The organism is Micromonospora sp. MW-13 (assembly GCF_003434305.1).
Lineage (GTDB): Bacteria > Actinomycetota > Actinomycetes > Mycobacteriales > Micromonosporaceae > Micromonospora.
In genome coordinates, this window is the sequence record NZ_QKKX01000009.1 from 699,793 (window position 1) to 722,414 (window position 22,622).

The following is a 22,622-nucleotide window of genomic DNA, read 5'->3' on the forward strand; positions in this document are numbered from 1 at the left end:
GCCTCCCCCGTCCGCCCGTGCTCCGGGAGTTGCCCGTGACCCATCCCTCGGCCCTGCCCCGCCGAACCCTGGCTGCGCTCGCCGCGGTCGCCCTGACCGCCGGCGGACTCGCCGCCGGCGGTGCCGCGAGCGCCGCGCCCAACCACGGCACGGTGGTCTCCGCCGTCCCGTCCGCCGCGTCGCCGAACATCCAGGACGGCACGGTGTTCGCGATCCACGACGCCGGCACGAAGATCGTCGCGGCCGGCTCGTTCACCCGGGTGCGCAACCGCAACTCCGACGTGGACATCACCCGCAACTACGTGCTCGCCTTCGACAAGGCCACCGGCGCGGTGGACACCGCGTTCGCCCCGGTCGTCGACAACGAGGTGAGCGCGGTGGCGGCCGGCCCGACCGCCGACACCGTCTACCTGGCCGGCAAGTTCAACACGGTCAACGGGGTCACCCGGCGCAAGCTGGCCCTGGTCAACCTCGCCACCGGCGCCACGGTCACCAGCTTCGCCGGGCCGGCGTTCAACGGCCTGATCGACGACGTCGCCGTGGCCGGCAACCGGCTGCTGGTCGGCGGGATCTTCACCACCGCCGGCAACGCCAACCCGCGCGGCGGGCTCGCCTCGCTCAACGCCACCACCGGAGCGCTGGACGGCTACCTCACCACCGCCCTCACCGAGAACCACAACTACGACGGGGTGAGCGGCGCCAAGGCCGGCGTCGGCGCGGAGAAGCTCGCGCTGTCCCCGGACGGCACCCAGCTCGTGGTGATCGGCAACTTCCGCAAGGCCGACGGGGTGCTGCACGACCAGATCGTGAAGCTGGACCTCGGCGCCACGGCGGCGACCGTCGCCGACTGGAACACCAGCCGGTACACCCCGCGCTGCTCGCACTGGGCGTTCGACACGTACATGCGGGACGTGGCGTTCGCCCCGGACGGCAGCTACTTCGTGGTGGTCACCACCGGCGGGGCGTACGGCGGGACCCTGTGCGACACCGCCGCCCGCTGGGAGGCCGCCGCCACCGGCGACGGGCAGCAGCCCACCTGGGTGGACTACTCCGGCGGCGACACCTTCCTGTCGGTGGGGATCAGCGAGCAGGCCGTCTACGTCGGCGGGCACCTGCGCTGGCTGAACAACAGCTTCGGCGGGGACTCGGCGCAGGCCGGCGCGATCGGCCGGGCCAGCATCGCCGCCCTCGACCCGCGCAACGGGCTGCCGCTGTCCTGGAACCCGGGCCGGCACCCGCGCGGCTACGGCGTGGCCGAGCTGCTGGTCACCCCGCAGGGCATCTGGCTCGGCTCCGACCAGTCCTGGATCGGCAACTTCACCTACCGCCGGGAGCGGATCGCGTTCTTCCCGCTGACCGGCGGCAACGCCCCGCACCCGAGCACCACCGCCGGCCTGCCGGGAACCGTCTACCAGGCCGGGGTGCCGGCACCGACCAACGTGCTGTACCGGGTGAACGCCGGCGGCCCCACCGTCGGGTCCACCGTGGGCGGGCCGGACTGGAGCGCCGACGACCCCGGCAGCCCCAGCCCGTACCACAACGCCGGCAGCAGCGCCTCGGGCTTCGCGCCGGTCGGCAACCTGGACGCCACCGTCCCGGCCGGCACCCCGGCCGCCCTCTACACCGACGAGCGGTACGACTCCGGCGGCGGGCCGGAGATGGAGTGGAACTTCCCGGTGCCCGTCGGCACCGAGGTCGAGGTCCGGCTCTACCTGGCCAACCGGTACGACGGCACGTCGGCCCCCGGCTCGCGGGTCTTCGACGTGACCCTGGACGGCACGCTCGTGCTCGACGACCTGGACCTGTCCGGGACGGTCGGGCACAACGTCGGCACCATGCGGTCGTTCACCGTGGTCAGCGACGGCACCGTGGACATCGACTTCGGGCACGTGGTGGAGAACCCGCTCGTCAACGCGATCGAGATCGTCAAGACCGGCCCGCCGCCCACCGGCACCGGCGACGAGGTGCAGGCCCGCGCGTACGACGGGGCGGGCACGGTCGGCGCGCCGGCCCCGGTGGCCAACCCGGACAACACCGCGTGGTCCACCGCCAGGGGCGCGTTCTGGGTCGGCGGCACCCTGTTCTACGCGATGAACGGGGCGCTCCAGCGGCGCACCTTCGACGGGACCACCTTCGGCCCGCCGAGCCTCGTCGACCCGTACCACGACGCGTACTGGGACACCGTGCAGACCGACTCCGGGCCGGCCGGACAGACCTACGTCGGGGTGACCAGCAACTTCTACCCCGAGATCGGCAACGTCACCGGCATGTTGTACACCGCCGGCCGGCTCTACTACACCCTCGCCGGCCAGGGCGGGCTGTACTGGCGCTGGTTCACCCCGGACAGCGGCGCGGTCGGCGCCGAGAAGTTCACCGTCGCGGGGGTGACCGGATTCGCCGACACCGGCGCGGTCCTCCTGGCCGGCGGCACCCTGTACCGGGTCAGCCGCTCGACCGGCGCGCTCGCCTCGACCGCGTGGGCCGGCGGCGCGCCCACCGGCGCGTTCACCACCGTCAGCGGCCCCGACGTGGACGGGGTGGACTGGCGCGCCAAGGCCGTCTTCGTCGGCCCGTAGACCCCCGTCGCACCACGGGGGCATCCCGGCCCGGTCCCGCGTCCGCGCGGGGCCGGGCCGGTCCGGTTCCCGGGTACGCCGCAAAGGCGTTGCAGGGACCGCCGGAGGCTGGCAGGATCAGCCGCGTCAGCCCGACGGCCGGAGGGAGGTGCGGTTGATGTCCACGACCAGTCCCGCGCCCCGCTCCACCCGCCGCTGACCTCTGACGATCATGCGGGGCGCTCCACTCCACCACGGAGGAAACACCGTGAGCGCACGGATCAGGAACATCAGCTTCGACTGCCACGACACCTACGCCCTGGCCGGCTTCTGGGCGCAGGTGTTCGGCTCCGAGCGGCAGCCCGACGACTTCCCCGGTGACCCGGAGGCGATGGTGCTCACCCCCGCCGGAGAGACCGTGCTGTTCCTCCAGGTGCCGGAGGACAAGACGGTGAAGAACCGGGTCCACCTGTGCCTGGAACCGGCCGACCGGCCCCGGGACGCCGAGGTCGAGCGGCTGCTCGCGCTCGGCGCCACCCAGGTCGACGACCGGCGACAGTCGGACGGCACCGGCTGGGTGGTGCTCGCCGACCCGGAGGGCAACGAGTTCTGCGTGCTGCGCAGCGCGGCCGAGCGGGCCGCGACGGCGTGACCCGCCCGGCGGACCGGGCCCCGTCGGGGTGATCCGCCGGACGGTACGGGCCCCCCGCGCCGACGGCGCGGGGGGCCCGGTCACGCGTGGCTCAGGACCGCTGCTCGATCTCGCCGCGCAGGACGACGAACTCGGCCCTGGCCTGAGCGGGCTGGGTCAGGCGGGCAGGCTGGCCGCGCCGGGCGGCAGGAACCGCTGGCCGGTGACCCGCTCGCTGGTGCCGGTCCGGTCCAGGTACGGCGTGACGCCGCCCAGGTGGAACGGCCAGCCGGCGCCGAGGATCATGCACAGGTCGATGTCCTGCGCCTCCGCGACGACGCCCTCGTCGAGCATCAGCCAGATCTCCTGCGCCAGCGCGTCGAGCGCGTTCTGCCGCACCTGCTCGGCGGTCAGCGGCTGGTCGCCGACCACGAGCAGCTTGGCCACCTCGTCGTTGATCTGGTCGTCGACCACGATCGGCTGACCGGACTCGGCGATCCGCTTCAGGTTCTCGCTGACCCCGAACCGGTCGGGGAACGCCGCGTGCAGGGTGCCGCCCACGTGGTACGCGACGGCCGGGCCGACGAGCTGGAGCAGGGCGAGCGGGCGCATCGGCAGGCCCAGCGGGTCCAGCGCGGCGTTCGCCACGTCCAGCGGGGTGCCCGCGTCCACGGCGGCGAAGACGGTGCCGAGGAAGCGGGTGAGCAGCCGGTTCACCACGAACGCCGGGGCGTCGGACACCAGCACCGAGGACTTCTTGAGCTGCTTGCCGACCGCGAACGCGGTGGCCAGGGTGGCGTCGTCGGTCCGCTCGCCCCGGACGATCTCCAGCAGCGGCAGCACCGCGACCGGGTTGAAGAAGTGGAAGCCGACCACCCGCTCCGGGTGCGCCAGCTCCTCGGCCATCGCGCTGACCGACAGGCTGGAGGTGTTGGTGGCGAGCACCGCCTCCGGGGAAACGATCTTCTCCAGCTCGGCCCAGACCTGCTTCTTGACGTTCAGATCCTCGAAGACGGCCTCGATGACGAAGTCACAGTCGGCGAACGAAGTGAGCTGGCCCGGCGTCGACGCGGCGAAGGCCTCCGCCTTCGGCGAGCCGCCGACCAGGCCGTACAGCCTGGCGGCCGTGCCCTTGTCCATCCGGCCCTTGGAGACGGCCTTCTCGATCTGGGTGTGCACGTAGGCCACGCCCTTGTCGACCCGGCCCTGGTCCAGGTCGGTCATGACGACCGGCACCTGGAGGCGGCGGGCGAACAGCAGCGCGAGCTGGCTGGCCATCAGGCCGGCGCCCACGATGCCGACCTTGGTGACCGGGCGGGCCAGGCCCTTGTCCGGCGCGCCGGCCGGCCGCTTGGCCCGCCGCTGCACCAGGTCGAACGCGTACAGCCCGCTGCGCAGCTCCTCGGAGAAGACCAGGTCGGCCAGCGCCTCGTCCTCGGCGGCGGTGCCGGTCGCGAAGTCCGCGTCCTTCGCCGTCTCCAGCAGGTCCAGCGCCCGGTACGCGGCCGGGACCGCGCCGTGCAGCCGCTGGTCCAGGGTCTGCCGGGCGAAGTAGAGCACGCCGGCCCACATGTCCTTGTCGACCTCGGGCCGGGTCACGGTGACCTCGCCGCGGACCACGCCGGCAGCCCACTCCAGGGACCGCTCCAGGAAGTCCGCCGGCTCCAGCAGCACGTCGGCGATGCCCAGCTCGGCGGCCTGCTTCGGCTTGAGCATCTTGTTCTGCATCAGTGGGTTCTGCAGGATCACCTGGGTCGCGGCCGGGATGCCGATCAGGTTCGGCAGGAGCTGGGTGCCGCCCCAGCCGGGGACCAGCCCGAGGGAGACCTCGGGCAGCGCGAGCGCGGAGGCCCCGCCGGACAGGGTCCGGTAGTGGCAGTGCAGGGCCAGCTCCAGGCCGCCGCCCATCGCCGCGCCGTTGACGAAGGCGAAGGTCGGGACCTGGCTGTCCTTCAGCCGGGCGAAGACCCGGTGGCCGAGCCGGCCGATCTCCAGGGCCTGCGCCCGGTCGGCGAGCTGCGGCAGGCTGGTGAGGTCCGCGCCCACGCAGAAGACGTACGGCTTGCCGGTGACCGCGACGAACGCCGGATCGGCCGCGAGGGCGGCCGTGATCGCCTCGTCCAGGCTGGTCAGGCCGCCCGGGCCGAAGCTGTTCGGCTTGGTGTGGTCGAAGCCGTTGTCCAGGGTGATCAGGGCGGCCGGCCGGTCCAGCCCCGGCACGTTCACCTGGCGCAGCAGCGCCCGGGTGACCACCTCGTTCGGTGCGGCGAGCGCGCTCACTTGTTGCCCTCCTGTGCAGCCTGCGCGGCGGAACCGGTCCAGTGCGGGTTCTCCCAGACGACCGTGCCGCCCATGCCGATGCCGATGCACATGGCGGTGAGGCCGTAGCGGACCTCGGGGTGCTCGGCGAACTGCCGGGCGAGTTGGGTCATCAGCCGCACGCCCGAGGAGGCGAGCGGGTGGCCGATGGCGATCGCGCCGCCCCACTGGTTGACCCGGGGGTCGTCGTCGGCGATGCCGAAGTGGTCGAGGAAGGCGAGCACCTGCACGGCGAACGCCTCGTTCAGCTCGAACAGGCCGATGTCGCCGATGCTCAGGCCGGCGATGCGCAGCGCCTTCTCGGTCGACGGGATCGGGCCGACGCCCATCACCTCGGGCTCGACGCCGACGAAGCCGTACGACACCAGCCGCATGGCGACCGGCAGGCCCAGCTCGCGGGCGGTGTCCTCGGCGGCGAGCAGGCTCGCGGTGGCGCCGTCGTTCAGGCCGGCGGCGTTGCCCGCGGTGACCTTGCCGTGCGGGCGGAAGGGGGTCTTGAGGGTGGCGAGCTTCTCCAGCGAGGTGTCCCGGGGCGCCTCGTCGACGGCGGCCAGCCCCCAGCCGCCGTCGGCGTCACGGATCGCCATCGGGACCAGGTCGCCCTGGAGCTTGCCGTTGGCGTACGCCTTCGCCGTCTTCTGCTGCGAGGCGAGCGCGAACGCGTCGGCGCGCTGCTTGGTGACCTGCGGGACCCGGTCGTGCAGGTTCTCCGCGGTGGCGCCCATGACCAGCGCGGACGGGTCGACCAGCTGCTCCGCGACGATCCGCGGGTTGGGGTCGACGCCCTCGCCCATCGGGTGCCGGCCCATGTGCTCGACGCCGCCGGCGATCGCGATGTCGTACGCGCCCATGGCGATGCCGCCGGCCACGGTGGTGACGGCGGTCATCGCCCCGGCGCACATCCGGTCGATGGCGAAGCCGGGGACGGTCTTGGGCAGGCCGGCCAGCAGGGCCGCGGTGCGCCCGATGGTCAGGCCCTGGTCGCCGATCTGGGTGGTGGCGGCGATGGCGACCTCCTCGACCCGCTCCGGCGGTAGCTGCGGGTTGCGGCGCAGCAGCTCGCGGATGCAGCGGATCACCAGGTCGTCGGCGCGGGTGTTGGCGTACATGCCACCCGCCTTGCCGAACGGGGTGCGGACGCCGTCGACGAAGACGACATCCCGGACTTCACGGGGCACTTGTGAGCCTCCTTTTCGACCACGATTCGGCCTCCGCGCCGACAGGCGGCGCTGCGGACCGAACGAAGGTCGCCGGCACGGGCGTGGTCCCTCGGATGCTACTCGCCAGTAACCACCGCTGGCACCCACCCCACTGTGTCCCACCCCACACCCACCCCCCAACCCCCGCCGGGCGGCCGTAGGCCGGCCGGCGGGGGTTGGGGGTCAGGGGTGGAGGTCGGGGGGTGGGAGGTGGGGGGTCAGGGCTGGGGTGAGGTCGTCGACCAGGAGGGCGATCTGCCACTCGCGGGCGCCGAAACCGCGCAGCGTCTCGGCCACCGTGTCCTCGGTGACCTCGTCGGGCGGGGTCCAGGCGAGGCGGCGGATCGAGTCCGGGGCGATCAGGTTCTCCGGCGGCAGGGTGTGCGCGCCGGCGATCCGGACCACGACCTCCCGGCACCGGGCCAGCCGGCCGGCCGCCACCGGGTCCCGCTCCGCCCAGCGGTGCGGCGGGGGCGGCCCCTCCACCGCCGGGGTGACCGGCAGCGCGTCGTCCGGCAGCCCCCGGGCGTCGTCGAGGGCCGTCAGCCAGGTGCGGGCCAACCGGCGCACCGACCGGCCGCCGAACCCGGGCAGGGTGAGCAGGGTCTGCTCGTCCCGCGGGTCCAGCTCCGCGGCGGCCACGATCGCCGAGTCCGGCAGCACCCGGCCCGGCGCGGCGTCCCGGCGGGCGGCGATCTGGTCCCGGGCGTACCAGAGGGAGCGGACCCGGGCCTGGGCGCGGGCGCCGCGCACCCGGTGGATGCCCGAGGTGCGCCGCCACGGCTCCGCGCGGACCCGGGGCGGGCGGGCGCCGTTGCGCACCAGCGCGGCGAACTCCTCCGCCGCCCACGCCGACTTGCCCTGCCGGGTCAGCTCCGCGTCGAGGGCGTCACGCAGGTCGGTCAGCAGCTCGACGTCCAGGGCGGCGTAGGTGAGCCACGACTCCGGCAGCGGCCGGCTCGACCAGTCCGCCGCCGAGTGGTGCTTCTCCAGGCTGAAGCCGAGTAGCTGCTCGGTCAGCGCGGCCAGGCCGACCCGCTCGAATCCGGCCAGCCGAGCGGCCAGTTCCGTGTCGAACAGCCGGCGCGGGCGCAGCCCCACCTCGGCCAGGCAGGGCAGGTCCTGGCTGGCGGCGTGCAGCACCCACTCGGTGTCGGCGATCGCCGCGTCCAGGGTGCTCAGGTCGGGCAGCGGCAGCGGGTCGATCAGCGCTGTCCCCGCACCGGCCCGCCTCAGCTGGACGAGGTACGCGCGCTGACTGTAGCGGTATCCCGAGGCGCGCTCGGCGTCCAGGGCGACCGGGCCGGTGCCGGCCGCGAACCGGGCCACCACCTCGGCGAGTTCGGCCTCGGTGGACACGGGCAGGGGGGTGCCGTCGTGGGGGGCGGTCAGCGGCACGGGCCCGCCGTCGGTCGGTTCGGGCCCCGCGTCCACCGGCTCCGGTGCTGCCGACGGCGGGTGGTGCGGCTCGTCTCCGGTGCGGCTTGCGGCGGCCCGACGGCGCAGGGGTGGTTCGTCGGTCACCTGACAACCCTAGTGCGCCGGGCGATCCGGCGCGCGTAGCCGGGTACGGCGCGTGTCGGTGCCGGCGGCTTGACCCGGCATGGCAGGGTCGGACACCGGGGGAGACAATGCGCGACAGCGCAGGTACGGTCTTCGGGCCGCCGACCGGGGACGAACCCGCGCCGGCGCGGCACCGGGGGCGTCTACGGGGAGGGCGTGGCGATGACGACGGCTGGGTACGGTCCGACGGGCGCGGGGCAGGGGCCCGGCGATGGTTCCGGGGGTGGCTGGCCGGACCCGGCCCGTGCCGCCGAGGCGCGGGACGCCGAGGCCCGGCCCGGCCCGCTGCCACCACGGATCGTCCCGCCCCGGGGCGCCGCCGCCCCGTACCCGCCCGCCATCCCCGGCCAGGCCCCCGTCCAGCCCCCAGCCCCCGGTCAGGCCCTCGCCCCCGGTCAGGCTGCCACTCCCGGTCAGGCCGCCTGGTCCCCGCCGCCGAACGCCGGCCAGTGGGGCGGGGGGGCCGCCCCCGCCGCCGGCCAGTACCCGCCGGTCCACGGGCAGCAGCCGGCCCCGTCGGGCGTTCCGGCCGGGCCGCCCCCGGGCCCCGGTCCGGCGTACCCGCCGCAGGGCGCGCCGGCTCCCCACCCCGGGCCGGCCTGGCCCGCACCGGCCCCGGCCGCCGCCCCGGCCCCGCGCGCCCGGGGCCGCGCACTCACCCTGGTCGCGCTCGGGCTGGCCGTGGTGCTGGCCGTGGTGGCCGGCGTGCAGGCGTACCAGCTCAACCGGCTCTCCGGCCGGCTCGCCGACACCGACGGGCGGCTGGCCGCCGCGCAGCAGGGCGACGGCACCCGGCTCGACGACCTCGACCAGCGGACCCAGGTCCTGGAGAAGCAGGCCGGGGCCCAGTTCAACCCCGAGGCGGTGGCCAGCGCGGTGCTGCCCAGCGTGTTCCGGGTCCGGGCCGGGCAGTTCACCGGCACGGCCTTCGCGGTCGGCAAGCCGGCCAGCGGCGGCGGGACGAACCTGTTCACCAACTTCCACGTGGTCGAGTCGGTCTGGCAGGGCGGCGGCCGGGAGGTCTTCCTGGAGCGCACCGACCAGCGCTACCCGGCCACCATCGTCCGGGTCGACGAGGCCAACGACATCGCCCAACTGCGCACCACCAGCAAGTTCACCGGCCTGGTGACGGCGTCCACCGCGGTCAAGTCCGGCCAGCAGATCGTCGTGGTCGGCGCCCCGCTCGGCCTCCAGGACAGCGTCACCACCGGTGTGGTCAGCGCCTTCCGCGAGGCCGGACAGGGCTCGGGACCGGTCATCCAGTTCGACGCACCGATCAACCCCGGCAACTCGGGCGGTCCCGTGATCAACGGCCAGAAGCAGGTCGTCGGGATCGCCACCGCCAAGGCCCGCGACGCCGAGGGCATCGGCCTCGCCGTACCCATCAAGGTCGCCTGCGACGGCTTCCAGATCTGCTGACCCGGCCGTCGCCCTCGTACCAGCCCGCTCCGTCGCCGTCGTCCGAGAGCGGGCCAGTCACCTGGAGGAAGAAAACATGTCCCAGCCACCGACCGGGTCCGGGGACCAGCCGCCCTACCCGCCGCCGGCCGGCCCCGGCCAGCCCGTGCCCCAGCAGTACGGCCCGACCGGCCAGCCGGCCGACCAGACCCGACAGTTCGCCCCCGGCCAGTACGGCACCCCCCAGCCGCCGGCCGAGCCGACCCAGCAGTTCGGCCAGTACGGCAACCCCCCGCCACCCGCCGAGCCGACCCAGCAGTTCGGCCAGTACGGCGCGCCGCAGCCGGGCCAGTACGGCGCCCCGCAGCCGGCCCCGCCCGCGCCGGCCTACGGCGCCCCGCAGTCGGCCCCGCCCGCGCCGGCCTACGGCGCCCCGCAGTCGGCCCCGCCCGCGCCGGCCTACGGCGCCCCGCAGTCGGCCCCGCCCGCGCCGGCCTACGGCGCCCCGCAGTCGGCCCCGCCCGCGCCGGCCTACGGCGCCCCGCAGTCGGCCCCGCCCGCGCCGGCCTACGGCCAGCAGCCGCCGCAGTCCGCCCCGCCGTTCGGCCCGCCGGTCTCCACCCCGCCGGTCTCCGCCCCCGGGTACGCCCAGCCGATGTCGGTGCCCCCGGCCTCCGGGCCGGGCTTCGGCCAGCCGATGTCCGGCCCGCCCGGCGCGCCGCCGTACGGCCCGGCGGCGCCCGCCGCCGGCAAGGGCCGGCGCAGCGTGCTGGTGCTGGCCCTGGTGGCCGGGCTGCTCTTCGTCCTCGGCGGCGTGATGACCGGCCTCTACGTGACCAAAGGCAACGAGCTGGACCGCACGGAGAAGCGGCTGACCGCCCAGGTCAGCGAGCGGGACGGCACGATCACGGCGAACAAGACCGAGATCGAGAAGCTCAAGAAGGACCTCCAGGGCGTGCGGGACAAGCTCTCCACCACCGAGCAGGACCTCACCGGCACCCGCAACGACCGCGACGAGCAGGCCCGGCAGAAGAAGGTCATCGCCACCTGCCTGGACAAGCTCACCAGCGCGCTGGCCGCGGCGGCGGCGAACAACAAGGCCGCGTACGACAAGGCCACCCAGGGGATGAACAAGGTCTGCGACGAGGCCGAGGACTACCTCTGACGGGTAGGCCCGCCCGGGCCGCGCCGCCGGACCCCGGTCCGGTTGGCGTGGCCCGCGTCGTCTCCGGCCCCGTCCGTCCCGCCGGGTCGCTCACCGGCCCAGCGCGGGTCAGGCGGCGCCGGCCGGGCGGCGCTCCGGGAGGGCCGTCACCCCGGGCGGCGGCAGGCCCGCCGTGGAGGCGAGCAGCGCGCACCAGGCCAGCAGGTGCGGGCTCAGGTCCTCGCCGAGCGGCGTCCAGGAGGCCCGGATCTCGATGTCGGCGACGGTCGGCGGCCCGGCCAGGTCGCCGAACCGGGTCGACATCGTCTGGGTGATCGTGCCCCCGATCGCCCGGTGCGGGGCGTCCTGGGCGTCCAGCGCGTCGGTCAGCCAGGTCCAGCCCACCCCGAGCAGCAGCGGGTCGGCGGCGAGGTCGGCCTCCAGCTCCGCCGTGACGTAGGTGACCAGCCGCAGGGTGCCCTGCCATGCCTCGTGACCGGCCGGGTCGTGCAGCAGGATCAACCGCCCGGTGGCGACCTCGTCGTCGTCGCGCAGCACCGTCGCGGAGAGCGCGAACGCGTACGGCGCGAGCCGCTGCGGCGCGCCGACCTCCTCCAGGACGATCTCCGACCGGGGCGCGGCCGACCGCAGTCCGGCGACCGCGCGGGCGAAGGTCTCCGGGAGCGCGATCGGGGGGGCCATGCGGGCAGCCTATGCCGCCTGCCGCCCCCGCCGCCGTAACGGCACGCCGACGGGCCGCCCCGCCGGGCGGGGGTGGGTCACAAAAGGTGGCGGGGGTGGGGGAGCGGCACCGGGGGCGTGGCACGATTGCCGCGATGACCACCGACACCACGGGCACCGCAGCCCGAGACGGAGAACCCCGCCGCGGCGGACCGGCCGACTCCCCGTTCGTCCGGGCCAGCCGGCGCGAGGACGGCCCGCACACCCCGGTCTGGTTCATGCGCCAGGCCGGCCGGTCGCTGCCGGAGTACCGCGAGATCCGCAAGAACGTGGGGATGCTGGAGTCCTGCCGCCGCCCCGACCTGGTCGCCGAGATCACCCTCCAGCCGGTGCGCCGGCACCGGGTCGACGCGGCGATCCTGTTCAGCGACATCGTGGTCCCGGTGGCCGCCGCCGGGGTGGACCTGGACATCGTCGCGGGCACCGGGCCGGTGGTGGCCGAGCCGGTGCGCACCCCCGCCGACGTGGAGCGGATCCGGCCGATCAGCCGCGACGACGTCTCCTACGTGGACTCCGCGGTCCGGCTGCTCGTCGCCGAGCTGGGCGACACCCCGTTGATCGGGTTCGCCGGCGCGCCGTTCACCCTGGCCAGCTACCTGGTCGAGGGCGGCCCGTCGCGCACCCACGCGAGGACCAAGGCCCTGATGTACGGCGAGCCGGAGCTGTGGCACGCGCTCTGCGCCCGGCTGGCCGAGGTGACGCTGTCCTTCCTGCGGGTGCAGGTCGACGCCGGGGTGTCCGCGGTGCAGCTGTTCGACTCGTGGGCCGGCGCGCTGTCCGAGGCCGACTACCGGCGGTACGTGCTGCCGCACTCGACGAAGGTGCTGTCCGGGCTGGCCGACGCGGGGGTGCCCCGGATCCACTTCGGGGTGGGCACCGCCGAGCTGCTCGGCGCGATGGGCGAGGCCGGGGCCGACGTGGTCGGGGTGGACTGGCGTACCCCGCTGGACGTGGCGACCCGCCGGATCGGCGCCGACAAGGCCGTACAGGGCAACCTGGACCCGGCGGTGCTGCTCGCCCCGTGGCCGGTGGTGGAGGCCGAGGTGCGGCGGATCCTCGCCGAGGGCCGGTCCGCCCCCGGCCACGTGTTCAACCTCGGTCACGGCGTGCTGCCGGAGACCGACCCGGACGTGTTGACCCGGGTGGTCGCGCTGGTGCACGAGGTGTCCGCGCGTCCGGCGGAGTGAGGGAGTGACCGTGCGGCAGCCGTGGCGGGTGGCGATCGTCGGGGGCGGGATCAGCGGGCTGGCCGCCGCCGTCCGGCTGCGCGCCCGCGCGCCCGCCGGCACCGAGATCACCGTGTACGAGCAGTCCGGCGCGCTCGGCGGCAAGCTGCGCACCGGTGAGCTGGCCGGGCAGCCGGTGGAGTTCGGCGCCGAGTCGTTCCTGATGCGCGACCCGGCCGGCGGGGAGTCCGCCGCCGTCGCCCTGGCCCGCCGGCTCGGGCTGGCCGGCGAGATCGTGCACCCGACCGTCGGGCAGGCCGCCCTCGCCGTCGACGGGGGGCTGCGCCCGGTCCCGGGCGGGACGCTGGTGGGCGTACCCGGGGATCTGGCGAAGGTGACGACGGTCGCGCAGCCGGCCGCGGACGCCGACCGGGACGCCGGCCGCCCGCTGCTGGCCCCCGGCGCGGACGTCTCCGTCGGGGCGCTGGTCCGCTCCCGGCTCGGCGACCAGGTGGTGGACCGGCTGGTCGACCCGATGCTCGGCGGCGTCTACGCCGGCCGGGCCGACGACCTGTCCCTGGTCACCACGATGCCGGCGCTGGCCCGCGCGGCCCGCACGGAGCACACCCTGGTCGGCGCGGTCCGGGCCGCGCAGGCCGCCGCGCCGCGCGCGCCCGGCGCCCCGGTCTTCGGCACCCTGGCCGGTGGGCTGAGCCGGCTGGTCGAGGCCGCCGCCACGGCCAGCGGGGCGACGATCCGCCGGGACGCGGCGGTGCGCGAGCTGACCCCGACGGCGACCGGCTGGCGGCTGACCGTCGGCCCGACCCGCGACCCGGAGCTGGTGGCGGCGGACGCCGTGGTGCTGGCCGTGCCGGCCCGCCCGGCCGCCCGGCTGCTGGCCGGCGTCGCGCCGACGGCCGCCGCGACCGTCGGCGCGCTGGACTACGCCAGCGTCGCCCTGATCACCCTGGCCCTGCCCGAGCCGGCGCTGCCGGCGCTGTCGGGGTTCCTGGTGCCGGCCACCGAGGGGCTGCTGATCAAGGCGTCGACGTTCTTCACCACCAAGTGGGGACACCTGGCCCGGCCGGACGGGCCGGCCCTGGTGCGCGCCTCCGTCGGCCGGTACGGCGAGGAGGCGTCCCTCCAGGTCGCCGACGCCGACCTGGTGGACACGGTGCACCGGGAGCTGTCGAAGGTGCTGGGCGCCGCGCTGCCCGCGCCGGTGGCCAGCCACGTGCAGCGGTGGGGCGGGGCGCTGCCGCAGTACACCCCGGGGCACGCCGACCGGGTTGCCGCCGTCCGGGCGGCACTGCGCGGCGCGCACCCGACGCTGGCCCTGGCCGGCGCCGGCTACGACGGCGTCGGCATCCCGGTCTGCGTCCGCTCCGGCGCGACGGCGGCCGAGGAGATCATCACAGCACTGGGAGGATCGGCAGCATGACCGAGCAGACCAACGCGGCACGGCTGCGGGAGCTGAACGACAGCATCCGCTACACCATGTGGTCGGTGTACCGGGCCACCAGCCCGCTGCCCTCGCTGCGCGAGAACGTCACCGGCGAGGTCGAGGCCCTGTTCGAGGAGCTGGCCGGCAAGGACGTGACAATTCGCGGCACGTACGACGTGGCCGGGCTGCGCGCCGACGCCGACCTGCTGATCTGGTGGCACTCGTCGTCGAGCGACGCGCTCCAGGACGCGTACCTGCGGTTCCGCCGGACCACGCTGGGCCGGGCGATGACCCCGGTGTGGTCGCAGATGGCGCTGCACCGCCCGGCGGAGTTCAACAAGAGCCACATCCCGGCGTTCCTGGCCGGCGAGGAGGCCCGGGCGTACCTGTGCGTCTACCCGTTCGTCCGCTCGTACGAGTGGTACCTGCTGCCGGACGCCGAGCGGCGCGAGATGCTGGCCGAGCACGGCAAGATGGCCCGGGGCTACCCGGACGTGCGGGCCAACACGGTCGCCTCGTTCGCCCTCGGCGACTACGAGTGGATGCTCGCCTTCGAGGCCGACGAACTGCACCGGATCGTGGACCTGATGCGCGACCTGCGGGGGTCCGGCGCCCGCCGGCACGTCCGGGAGGAGATCCCGTTCTACACCGGCCGCCGCCGCCCGATCGCCGACATCGTCTCCTGCCTGATGTGAGCGCAGGCCCTGGCCGCGACACCTGAGGCCACCACCAACCCCGCCGACCGTGCGGTCCGTGCAAATTCACGGAATCAGTGGCTGTCCCGGCCGGGACAGCCACTGATTCCGTGAATCAGGCGCGATCTTGCCGGTGGGGGGCGTGGATCCCAGCCCGGCTGGGGCGGTCGTGCCTGGTCGGTCGGTGGGGATCAGACGGTCGCCGTGCAGGTCGGCGTCGGCGCGGTGTTGGTGCCCGTCGAGGAGCCGAGGAAGCCGAAGGCGGTCTTCGCCCCGGCGGCCAGCGTCCCGTTGTACGCGACGTTGCGGGCGGTCACCGTGGACCCGCTGCTGGTCACGGTGGCGTTCCACGACGAGCTGACCTGCTGGCCGTTGGCGTACGTCCAGGTCACCGTCCAGCTCTTGATGGCCGACGCGCCGGCGGTCACCTCGACCTCGCTCTGGAACCCGCCGGCCCAGGAGGAGGTGACCCGGTAGGCCGCCGCGCAACCACCGGTCGCCGGGGGCGTGGTGGGCGGGGCCGTCGTGGGCGGGGCCGTCGTGGGCGGGGTGGTCGTCGGCGGCGGGGTGGTCGGGCCGCCGCCGAAGTCCACGTCGCTGCACAGGTAGTACGACTGGTCCAGGTGGCTGGCCTGCCAGATGGTGTAGACGACGTGCCGGCCGGTGCGGCCCGGCGCGTTCGCCGGCACCTGGATCGACACGCCCTGCGTCTCCGGCGTCCACTGCGCCGCCGGGGTGTTGCCGATCTGGCCGGCCAGTTCCAGGTCACTCCAGGCCAGCGGCTTGGTGAGCGCGTTGAAGCCCTGCTTCGTCACGTACACCCGGATGTAGTCGGCGCCGTGGCTGGCCTGGTCGTACAGCTTGATGCGGAAGTTGTTCGTGGCCGGCGCGGTCTTCCACGCGCCGACGGTGTCGAGCGCGTCGTACCGGCCGCTGGAGGTGTGGCCGGCGCTGCACAACTGGCCGTCCGGGATGGCGGCCTGGTGGTTGCCGGCGACGCCCTCGCGGAACAGGCCGTTCCAGTTCCACATGGCGTTCGGGTCGGCCTGCCAGGCCTGCCAGCACATCGGGTCCTGGGTGGCCATGTTCGGGTTCTGGAAGTCGCCGCCCCAGCGCTGCCAGCAGCCGTAGTTGCGGGACGCGGGGTCGACGACCGAGCCGTGGGCGGACGCGGAGTTCGCCAGGGCGGTGGTGAGCAGCAGCGCGACGACCGCGCCGGCGGCGAGCAGCCAGGCTGCCAGGAGCGGCGTGGACCGCCTGCGGACAAGGGTGGGCATGGGAGCCTCCGGGTGAGAGGTTCGGACTGCGACGACGCCCGGACGGCGGGAGTTGCCCCTCCCTGCCGGCTCGTGCTGATCCCGTGGCGGCTCCTGCTCGCGCAGATTTCCACATCCATTCGCTTATGTCAATGGATGGCGCTTTCCCGGCGCATCGGGGTGTGCGGAATGCCGTCCTCGACGTACTCGGGCCCGCTGACGGCGAAGCCGTGCCGGGCGTAGAAGCCGGCCAGGTGGGACTGCGCGTCCAGCACGCACGGCCGGTCGCCCACCACGGCCAGCGCCTCGGCCATCAGCCGCCCGGCGTACCCGCCGCGCCGGGCGTCCGGCGCCACCACCACCCGGCCGATCCGCGCCACGCCGCCGGGGTCGGCCAGGATCCGCAGGTACGCCACGACGGCGCCGTCGCGGGTCAGCCACAGGTGCCGGGTGCCGGGCTCGATGTCCCGGCCGTCCAGTTCCGGGTACGGGCACGCCTGCTCCACCACGAACACGTCGACGCGGAGCCGGAACAGGTCGTGGAGGGTGCGGGCGTCCAGCTCGGCGAAGGAGGCGAGTCGGGCCTCGACGGTCTGCGGCGGCATCCGGTGATGGTAGGTGCCCGGGCCCGGCGGGACGCGGTGGCCCGCTCAGCGGGGGCGGCCGCCGACGGCGTCGCGGATCTCCGCGCCCCGGTCGCCCTCCTCCTGCCGGGCGCAGTGGGCGCAACAGAAGAAGCGCCCCGAGACCTCGACCCCGTGGCCGACGATCTTGACCTGGCAGTGTTCGCAGATCGGCGCCAGACGGTGCGCCGCGCATTCGAAGCAGTCGAAGGTGTGCACGTCGCCGCTGACCGTACGCACCTCGAACGCCATCCAGTAGTCGTTGCCGCAGACTTCGCACGTCGCCATGGCCGGACCCCCCGAGAAAGGACATGTGTGTCCCCACAGCGTGCGGCAGCGGCCCGATCCGGGCGGCCGGAACGGCCGAAGCCGACCGTCGCGGCGGCGTGTCGGGCCGGCGTGTCGGCCGTTGAGCCTGGTGGGAGCCCCGAACCCCGGAGGATGACATGATCAGGCGCAGCAGGCTCTCCGGCAACCAGACCCGCGTCACGTTCTGCCTGCCCCGGGACGCGCCGGCCGGCCGGCGGGCGCCCGCGCCTCAGCCCTGCGCCGGCTCCAGCCGGACGGAGATCGAGTTCACGCAGTGCCGGGTGTTCTTCGGGGTGAACCCCTCGCCCCGGAAGACGTGGCCGAGGTGGCTGTCGCAGCGCGCGCAACGGATCTCCGTACGCCGCATGCCGTGGCTGTCGTCCTCGATCTCCTTCACCGCGCCCGGGAGCGCGTCGTCGAAGCTCGGCCAGCCGCAGTGCGAGTCGAACTTCGTGTCACTGGGGTAGAGCTGTGCCCCGCAGGCGCGGCAGTGGTAGACGCCGGGGGTCTTCGTGTCCACGTACTCGCCGGTCCACGCGGGCTCGGTGCCGGCCTCGCGCAGCACCCGGAACTCCTCCGGGCTCAGCCGGACCCGCCACTCGTCCTCGGTTCGGGGCAGCTCGTTCTCGTCAAGACTCACCCGACAACGGTACGCCGGGTGTCGGTGCCGTGGCATATGGTCTCGGAATGGGCGGCAGCACGAAGGCAACGGCCACGGAGATCGAGGTGGCCGGCCACACGGTTCGACTGACCAGCCCGGACCGGGTGATCTTCCCGGAGCGGGGCTTCACCAAGGCGGACGTCTTCGGCTACTACGTCGCGGTGGGCGAGGGCATCCTGCGCGCCCTGCGGGACCGCCCCACCACGCTGCAACGCTTCCCCGACGGCATCGCCGGGGAGATGTTCTTCCAGAAGCGGGTGCCCACCCGGGGTGTGCCGCCGTGGGTGCGCACCGCCCGGATCAGCTTCCCCAGCGGCCGGACGGCCGACGAGCTCTGCCCGGCCGACCTCGCCCATGTGGCCTGGGCCGCCCAGATGGGCACCGTCGTGTTCCACCCGTGGCCGGTGCGCGCCGACCACGTCGACCACCCCGACGAGCTGCGGATCGACCTCGACCCGCAGCCGGGCACCGACTTCGCCGACGCGACGTCCGCCGCCGCCGAGGTGCGCGCCCTGCTCGGCGAACTGGGCGCGACCGGCTGGCCGAAGACCTCCGGCGGCCGAGGCGTGCACGTCTACCTGCGGATCGCGCCCCGGTGGACGTTCACCGAGGTGCGGCGGGCCACCATCGCGCTGGCCCGGGAGCTGGAGCGCCGCCGCCCCGACCTGGTCACCACCGCCTGGTGGAAGGAGCAGCGGGGCGAGCGGGTGTTCGTCGACTACAACCAGATGGCCCGGGACCGCACGATCGCCTGCGCGTACTCGCTGCGGGCCAACGCCCGGGCCACCGTGTCCACCCCGGTCACCTGGGACGAACTGCCCGACGTGGACCCGGACGAGTTCCACCTGGGCAGCGTCCCGGCCCGGCTGGCCGAGCGGGGCGACCCGCACGCCGGCATCGACGACGCCCCGTGGGACATCACCCCGCTGCTGGAGTGGGCCGACCGGGACGCCACGGCGGGCCAGGGCGACATGCCGTACCCGCCGGACCACCCGAAGATGCCGGGCGAGCCGAAGCGGGTGCAGCCCTCCAAGGACCGCGACCGCCCGCGCTGACCGCCTGCGGAGCACCCGGGCCGCTCACGTCGACCGGGTGGACGCCCGTCGCTCACGTCGTCCGGCCCCGGCCCCGGCTCAACGGAGCGGGCCCATCATCGCCTCCACGGCCTCCTTGGCCGTCCGCAGGTCCGTGCCCGTCGCCGCCCGGTACGCCTTGATCGCCTTGAGCTTCTCGCCGCGGGCCAGGTACTCGCGGACCCCGGGCGGCGCCGGCCGCTCGTCCACCACCCCGAGGTGGTCCATCACCAGTTGCAGGCGTCGCTCGATCTCGGCCAGCCGTCGGGGCGTGCTGCGGTCCTGCCGGGGCCCGACGAGCTGGGCGGCCAGCAGCAGTACGACGGCGATGATCAGCACGGCGAGGGCGATGTCCATGACCGCCATCCAAGCAGTTCGACGCCCGGACCGGTGACCACGGGCGGGGCAATACGGTCGGCCGCGCCGCACCACCACCATAACGGTCGGATAACGGGCGCGAACCTTTCCGGGCCCGCAGCGGGTCATTGTGATCGTCGGCCCGCTGGGCCCAGGGAGGCGGCGCGATGGCGATGGTGTGGAGGCGGGCCCGGGCGGCCCGGGGACTGCTGCTCGCCGCGGTGGCGGCGGCCCTGGTGGCGATCGCCCTCGTCACCGGGCTGGCCGACTACAACCGGCGGGCCGTCGACGCGGGGCAGCGGGCGGTGCTCGCCGCGTCCCCGGCGCAGGAACGCAGCCTGCTGGTCAGCGGCTCCGGTGGCGCGGACCGGGCAGCCTACACCGCCCGGGACCGGGCCGTCCGGGAGCGTTTCGCCGCCGGGCTCGGCGGTGCGCCCGTAGCGGTACGCGGGGCCCGGTTCGGCACCGGGCGCGAGCTGACCGGCGACCTCGGGGCGGCCCGGGTCGGCACCGATCCGGTCTTCGCCGCGCTGGCCACGCTGGAGGGCCTGACCGGCCACGCGGACCTGGTCGCCGGGCGGCAGCCCGAGCGCGGGGCCGAGCCGATGCAGGCCCTGCTGCCGGAACGGGTCGCCGGCCTGCTCGGCCTGACCGTCGGCGAGCGGGTGCCGCTGCGGGACCGGGCCAGCGAACGGACCAGCCAGGTGGAGGTGGTCGGGCTCTTCCGGCCCCGGGACCCGGCCGAGTCGTACTGGCGGCTCGCGCCGGGTGCCGTCGCCGCCGGCTCCGCCACGTCGTACGGGCCGTTCCTGCTCGACCCGACCGACTTCGACCGGACGTTCCCCGGCACCACGTCGGCGTCCTGGCTGGTCGAGCCCGACCTGGCCGCCGTCGAGCCGAGTCGGTTGGAGGCCGTGAAGCGGGCCGTCGCCACCCAGGTCGCCGAGCTGCCCGAGGCGAGCGGGCTCGGCTCGTCCGCTCAGACCGTCACCACGATGGACCGGCTGATCGACCGGCTCGGCCGCGCCGACCTGGTGGGCCGCTCCTCGCTGCTCACCCCGCTGCTGCTCATCCTGGTCCTCGGCGGCTACGCGCTGGTGCTGGTGGCCGCCCTGCTCAACGAGGACCGCCGCGCGCAGACGGCGCTGTTGCGCGCCCGGGGCGCGGCCCGGCGGCAGATCGCCGGCCTGGCCGCCCGGGAGGCGGCCCTGGTGGTCCTCCCGGCCGCGCTGCTCGGGCCGCCGCTCGCCGCCGAGGCCCTGCGCCACGTCGGCCGGGGCCAGGCGTGGGCCGACCCGTCGGCCGCGGGCAGCACGCTCACCTGGGCGGTCGCCGCCGCCACGGCCGCCGGCTGCCTGGTGGCGATGGTGCTGCCGGCGATGCGCCGGGCCGGCACGTACGTCGCCGACCTGGCGGCCCGGTCCCGCCCGAGCCGGGCCGCCACGGCCCAGCGGGCCGGCGCCGACCTGGCCCTGGTCGGCCTGGCCGTGCTCGCCTGGACCCAGCTACGGCAGTACTCCTCCCCGCTGGCCGGCGCGGGCGGCCGGCTCGGCGTCGACCCGCTGCTGGTGGCGGCGCCGACGCTGGGCGTGCTGGCCGGCGCCGTGGTCGCGTTGCGCCTGCTGCCGCCGGCCACCCGGTTCGCCGAGCGGTTCGTCGACACCCGGCCCTGGACCGCCACGATGCTGGGCATGTGGCAGGCCGGCCGGCGTCCGCACGCCGGCCCGGTGCTGCTGCTCGCGCTCGCCGTGGGCGGCAGCACCCTGGCCTGGTCGCTGGTCACCACCGGGGAACGGTCGCACGTCGACCAGGCCGACCACAGCGTCGGCGCCGACCTGCGGCTGGTCGAGCGCTCCGGCGCCGCGCCGGCCGACCGGGCGGGACGGCTGGCCGGGGTGCCCGGCGTCGACCGGGTGCTGCCCGCCTGGCGCGACGACATCCGGGTGGGCCGCGAGGACCTGCCGGTGAGCGTGCTGAGCCTGGACGCGGCGGCGGCACCGGACGTGGTCCGGCTCGCCGACGAGCCGGCCCGGGCCCTGCTCGACCGGCAGGCACGCGGCCGGGCCGCCCCCGCCGGCGTCGAACTGCCGGCCACCGCCCGCCGGCTCGCCGGCACCGTCCGTACCCCGGTGGCCGGCGCGCTGCGTCCGCACCGGATCGCGGTGTCCGTGCTGCTCACCACCGCCGACGGCGATGCCTGGGCGCTGCCGCTGGCCGACGCGGGCAGCGACGGCCGGCCCGTACCGGCGGCGGTGGACCTGCCCGACACCGGCGGCCGGGCCTTCCGGCTGGCCGGCTTCGAGGTCACCGGCGGCCCGGCGCTGGGCTCCGGCTACCGGCTGGAGGTGACCGGGCTGAGCGCGCTGGACGCCGCCGGGACGGCCAGCCCGGTACGGCTGACCGGCGACTGGACGACCCGGACGGACGGCCCGCAGCAGGGCGAGCCGGTCCGGGTCGGCGACGGGGAGCTGCGCGCCGGCCGGAGGATCGACATCGTCGCGGGCGGCCGGTTCGCGTCGCAGCCATCCAGCCGGTTCGCCGTCGTGCCGGCTGGGGACGGCTCGCCCGTTCCGGCGCTGATCACCCCGCAGGTGGCCCGGGCGCTGAGCGTCGGCCGGGGCGACACGATGCAGGTCAGTCTCTCCGGGGCCACCCTGCCGGTCCAGGTGGTGGGCGAGGTCGAGGCGGTGCCGGCCACCGGATCGGCCGCCGGCATGCTGCTGGACCTGCCCGCCGCGGTCGACTGGCTGATCCGCGCCAAGGGTGCGGTCCGGCCGGTCTCGGAGTGGTGGGTGCGCACCGACCCCGGCGGGTACCCGGAGGCGGTGCGGGCGGTCGCCGACCTGCCCGGGGTCACCGTGCTGGACCGGCGGGCGACGGCGGCGGAGGCCGACCGTGACCCGTACTGGCTCGGCACCCGCACCGGCCTGCTCGCGGCGGCGCTGGGCTCCGTCCTGCTCGCCCTGGTCGGGCTGGGCGTGGACGTCTGGGCCACCGCGCGCCGGCGGATCGGGGAGCTGACCGTTCTGCACACTCTGGGCGCGACGCCACGGCTGCTGGCCCGCGCCCTGCTTGCCGAACAGACCTTCCTGGCGGGGATCGGCGTCGGCGTCGGGCTGCTGGTCGGCGCCGGGGTGGGTGCCACCATGGCCCCCCTCGTGGTGCTCACCCGGGCGGCGGACCGACCGGTGCCGGAGGCGGCCTTCGCGCTGCCCTGGCTGCCGGTCGTCGGCACCGCCCTCGGCCTGCTGCTGGCGGCGCTCGCGTTCAGCACGGCGCTCGCCGCCGGCCTGCGCCAGCGGGTGGCGGCGGCGCAGCTGCGGTTCGGCGGTGACCAGTGAACGGCGATGGCCTGGTCGCGGCCCGGCGGGGGCCGGCGCGGTCCGATGGCCTGGTCGTGGCCCGGCGGGGGCCGGCGCGGTCCGGCGGTGCGGTCGCGGTCCGGCGGGGGCCGGCGCGGTCCGGCGGCGCGGTCGCGGTCCGGCGGG

18 protein-coding genes are annotated in these 22,622 nt (G+C 75.4%); 9 read left to right on the top strand and 9 right to left on the bottom strand.

All coding sequences use genetic code 11. The features are described from left to right. Positions 1 to 35: 35 nt before the first annotated feature. Both C5N14_RS07255 and C5N14_RS07260 read left to right on the top strand, forming a co-directional pair. Positions 36 to 2,576 carry a malectin domain-containing carbohydrate-binding protein gene (locus C5N14_RS07255; RefSeq protein WP_117666987.1) on the top strand — a complete coding sequence of 847 codons (2,541 nt, stop codon included), beginning with the start codon at positions 36 to 38 and terminating at the stop codon, positions 2,574 to 2,576. A 247-nt stretch (positions 2,577 to 2,823) separates the two neighbouring features. After that, positions 2,824 to 3,207 carry a VOC family protein gene (locus C5N14_RS07260; RefSeq protein ID WP_117666691.1) on the top strand — a complete coding sequence of 128 codons (384 nt, stop codon included), beginning with the start codon at positions 2,824 to 2,826 and terminating at the stop codon, positions 3,205 to 3,207. A gap of 156 nt (positions 3,208 to 3,363) precedes the next feature. Here the strand turns inward: C5N14_RS07260 and C5N14_RS07265 are convergent, their stop codons facing one another. The 3 genes from C5N14_RS07265 to C5N14_RS07275 form a co-directional block, all read right to left on the bottom strand. Beyond that, positions 3,364 to 5,466: a 3-hydroxyacyl-CoA dehydrogenase NAD-binding domain-containing protein gene (locus C5N14_RS07265; RefSeq protein WP_117666693.1), complete on the bottom strand. Its 2,103-nt coding sequence runs from the start codon at positions 5,464 to 5,466 to the stop codon at positions 3,364 to 3,366. After that, complete coding sequence (locus C5N14_RS07270; RefSeq protein ID WP_117666695.1) at positions 5,463 to 6,683, bottom strand: thiolase family protein; 1,221 nt, start codon at positions 6,681 to 6,683, stop codon at positions 5,463 to 5,465. Before C5N14_RS07270 ends, C5N14_RS07265 begins: the two co-directional genes overlap by 4 nt. 204 nt (positions 6,684 to 6,887) lie before the next feature. Next, positions 6,888 to 8,228 (bottom strand): ribonuclease D, encoded by a 1,341-nt coding sequence (locus tag C5N14_RS07275; protein ID WP_117666697.1) that lies wholly within the window; start codon positions 8,226 to 8,228, stop codon positions 6,888 to 6,890. A gap of 201 nt (positions 8,229 to 8,429) precedes the next feature. Between C5N14_RS07275 and C5N14_RS32890 the strand changes: the two genes are divergently transcribed. Together C5N14_RS32890 and C5N14_RS07285 are read left to right on the top strand one after the other, a co-directional pair. Then, entirely contained in the window at positions 8,430 to 9,686 is a 1,257-nt protein-coding gene (locus C5N14_RS32890) for a S1C family serine protease (RefSeq protein WP_243639234.1), read from the top strand. A gap of 76 nt (positions 9,687 to 9,762) precedes the next feature. Next, the gene (locus C5N14_RS07285) at positions 9,763 to 10,830 is read left to right on the top strand and encodes a hypothetical protein (protein ID WP_243639281.1); all 1,068 of its coding nucleotides are present in this window, start codon (positions 9,763 to 9,765) and stop codon (positions 10,828 to 10,830) included. A gap of 108 nt (positions 10,831 to 10,938) precedes the next feature. Here C5N14_RS07285 and C5N14_RS07290 read toward each other — a convergent pair whose 3' ends face one another. Continuing rightward, positions 10,939 to 11,511, bottom strand: a complete 573-nt coding sequence (locus C5N14_RS07290) for a DUF3000 domain-containing protein (protein ID WP_117666699.1) — start codon at positions 11,509 to 11,511, stop codon at positions 10,939 to 10,941. A gap of 134 nt (positions 11,512 to 11,645) precedes the next feature. Between C5N14_RS07290 and hemE the strand changes: the two genes are divergently transcribed. Genes hemE through hemQ form a run of 3 tightly spaced genes read left to right on the top strand, consistent with a single transcriptional unit; the run spans position 11,646 to position 14,855 of the window. Next, a complete protein-coding gene (gene hemE, locus C5N14_RS07295; protein WP_117666701.1) occupies positions 11,646 to 12,737 on the top strand; it encodes a uroporphyrinogen decarboxylase in 1,092 nt (363 codons plus the stop codon). A 10-nt stretch (positions 12,738 to 12,747) separates the two neighbouring features. Next, on the top strand, positions 12,748 to 14,157 hold the full coding sequence (gene hemG, locus C5N14_RS07300; RefSeq protein WP_117666991.1) for a protoporphyrinogen oxidase: 1,410 nt from the start codon (positions 12,748 to 12,750) through the stop codon (positions 14,155 to 14,157). Next, the gene (gene hemQ / locus C5N14_RS07305) at positions 14,154 to 14,855 is read left to right on the top strand and encodes a hydrogen peroxide-dependent heme synthase (RefSeq protein WP_117666703.1); all 702 of its coding nucleotides are present in this window, start codon (positions 14,154 to 14,156) and stop codon (positions 14,853 to 14,855) included. Before hemG ends, hemQ begins: the two co-directional genes overlap by 4 nt. Before the next feature lie 191 nt (positions 14,856 to 15,046). Here hemQ and C5N14_RS07310 read toward each other — a convergent pair whose 3' ends face one another. From C5N14_RS07310 to msrB, 4 genes are all read right to left on the bottom strand, one after another. Beyond that, positions 15,047 to 16,132 carry a lytic polysaccharide monooxygenase gene (locus C5N14_RS07310; RefSeq protein WP_117666705.1) on the bottom strand — a complete coding sequence of 362 codons (1,086 nt, stop codon included), beginning with the start codon at positions 16,130 to 16,132 and terminating at the stop codon, positions 15,047 to 15,049. 128 nt (positions 16,133 to 16,260) lie between these two features. After that, positions 16,261 to 16,716 carry a GNAT family N-acetyltransferase gene (locus tag C5N14_RS07315; protein ID WP_117666707.1) on the bottom strand — a complete coding sequence of 152 codons (456 nt, stop codon included), beginning with the start codon at positions 16,714 to 16,716 and terminating at the stop codon, positions 16,261 to 16,263. Between the two features lie 45 nt (positions 16,717 to 16,761). After that, entirely contained in the window at positions 16,762 to 17,022 is a 261-nt protein-coding gene (locus tag C5N14_RS07320) for a Prokaryotic metallothionein (protein ID WP_117666709.1), read from the bottom strand. A gap of 250 nt (positions 17,023 to 17,272) precedes the next feature. Next, positions 17,273 to 17,683, bottom strand: a complete 411-nt coding sequence (gene msrB / locus C5N14_RS07330; RefSeq protein WP_117666711.1) for a peptide-methionine (R)-S-oxide reductase MsrB — start codon at positions 17,681 to 17,683, stop codon at positions 17,273 to 17,275. Positions 17,684 to 17,730: 47 nt separating this feature from the next. On the opposite strand from msrB, the gene ligD reads away from it, so the two are divergent. After that, positions 17,731 to 18,759 carry a non-homologous end-joining DNA ligase gene (ligD, locus tag C5N14_RS07335; protein WP_117666713.1) on the top strand — a complete coding sequence of 343 codons (1,029 nt, stop codon included), beginning with the start codon at positions 17,731 to 17,733 and terminating at the stop codon, positions 18,757 to 18,759. A 78-nt stretch (positions 18,760 to 18,837) separates the two neighbouring features. Here ligD and C5N14_RS07340 read toward each other — a convergent pair whose 3' ends face one another. After that, entirely contained in the window at positions 18,838 to 19,134 is a 297-nt protein-coding gene (locus C5N14_RS07340) for a hypothetical protein (protein WP_207892627.1), read from the bottom strand. 167 nt (positions 19,135 to 19,301) lie between these two features. Between C5N14_RS07340 and C5N14_RS07345 the strand changes: the two genes are divergently transcribed. Beyond that, the gene (locus C5N14_RS07345) at positions 19,302 to 22,475 is read left to right on the top strand and encodes an FtsX-like permease family protein (RefSeq protein ID WP_117666715.1); all 3,174 of its coding nucleotides are present in this window, start codon (positions 19,302 to 19,304) and stop codon (positions 22,473 to 22,475) included. Positions 22,476 to 22,622: the final 147 nt, after the last annotated feature.

Excerpts from the sequence above, each read along its gene's own strand:
- C5N14_RS07345 (WP_117666715.1), top strand. The coding sequence starts at position 19,302 with ATGGCGATGGTGTGGAGGCGGGCCCGGGCGGCCCGGGGACTGCTGCTC.
- C5N14_RS07290 (WP_117666699.1), bottom strand. The coding sequence starts at position 11,511 with ATGGCCCCCCCGATCGCGCTCCCGGAGACCTTCGCCCGCGCGGTCGCC.
- hemQ (WP_117666703.1), top strand. The coding sequence starts at position 14,154 with ATGACCGAGCAGACCAACGCGGCACGGCTGCGGGAGCTGAACGACAGC.
- C5N14_RS07315 (WP_117666707.1), bottom strand. The coding sequence starts at position 16,716 with ATGCCGCCGCAGACCGTCGAGGCCCGACTCGCCTCCTTCGCCGAGCTG.
- hemE (WP_117666701.1), top strand. The coding sequence starts at position 11,646 with ATGACCACCGACACCACGGGCACCGCAGCCCGAGACGGAGAACCCCGC.
- C5N14_RS07310 (WP_117666705.1), bottom strand. The coding sequence starts at position 16,132 with ATGCCCACCCTTGTCCGCAGGCGGTCCACGCCGCTCCTGGCAGCCTGG.
- C5N14_RS07340 (WP_207892627.1), bottom strand. The coding sequence starts at position 19,134 with ATGGACATCGCCCTCGCCGTGCTGATCATCGCCGTCGTACTGCTGCTG.
- ligD (WP_117666713.1), top strand. The coding sequence starts at position 17,731 with ATGGGCGGCAGCACGAAGGCAACGGCCACGGAGATCGAGGTGGCCGGC.
- C5N14_RS07320 (WP_117666709.1), bottom strand. The coding sequence starts at position 17,022 with ATGGCGACGTGCGAAGTCTGCGGCAACGACTACTGGATGGCGTTCGAG.
- C5N14_RS07285 (WP_243639281.1), top strand. The coding sequence starts at position 9,763 with ATGTCCCAGCCACCGACCGGGTCCGGGGACCAGCCGCCCTACCCGCCG.
- C5N14_RS32890 (WP_243639234.1), top strand. The coding sequence starts at position 8,430 with ATGACGACGGCTGGGTACGGTCCGACGGGCGCGGGGCAGGGGCCCGGC.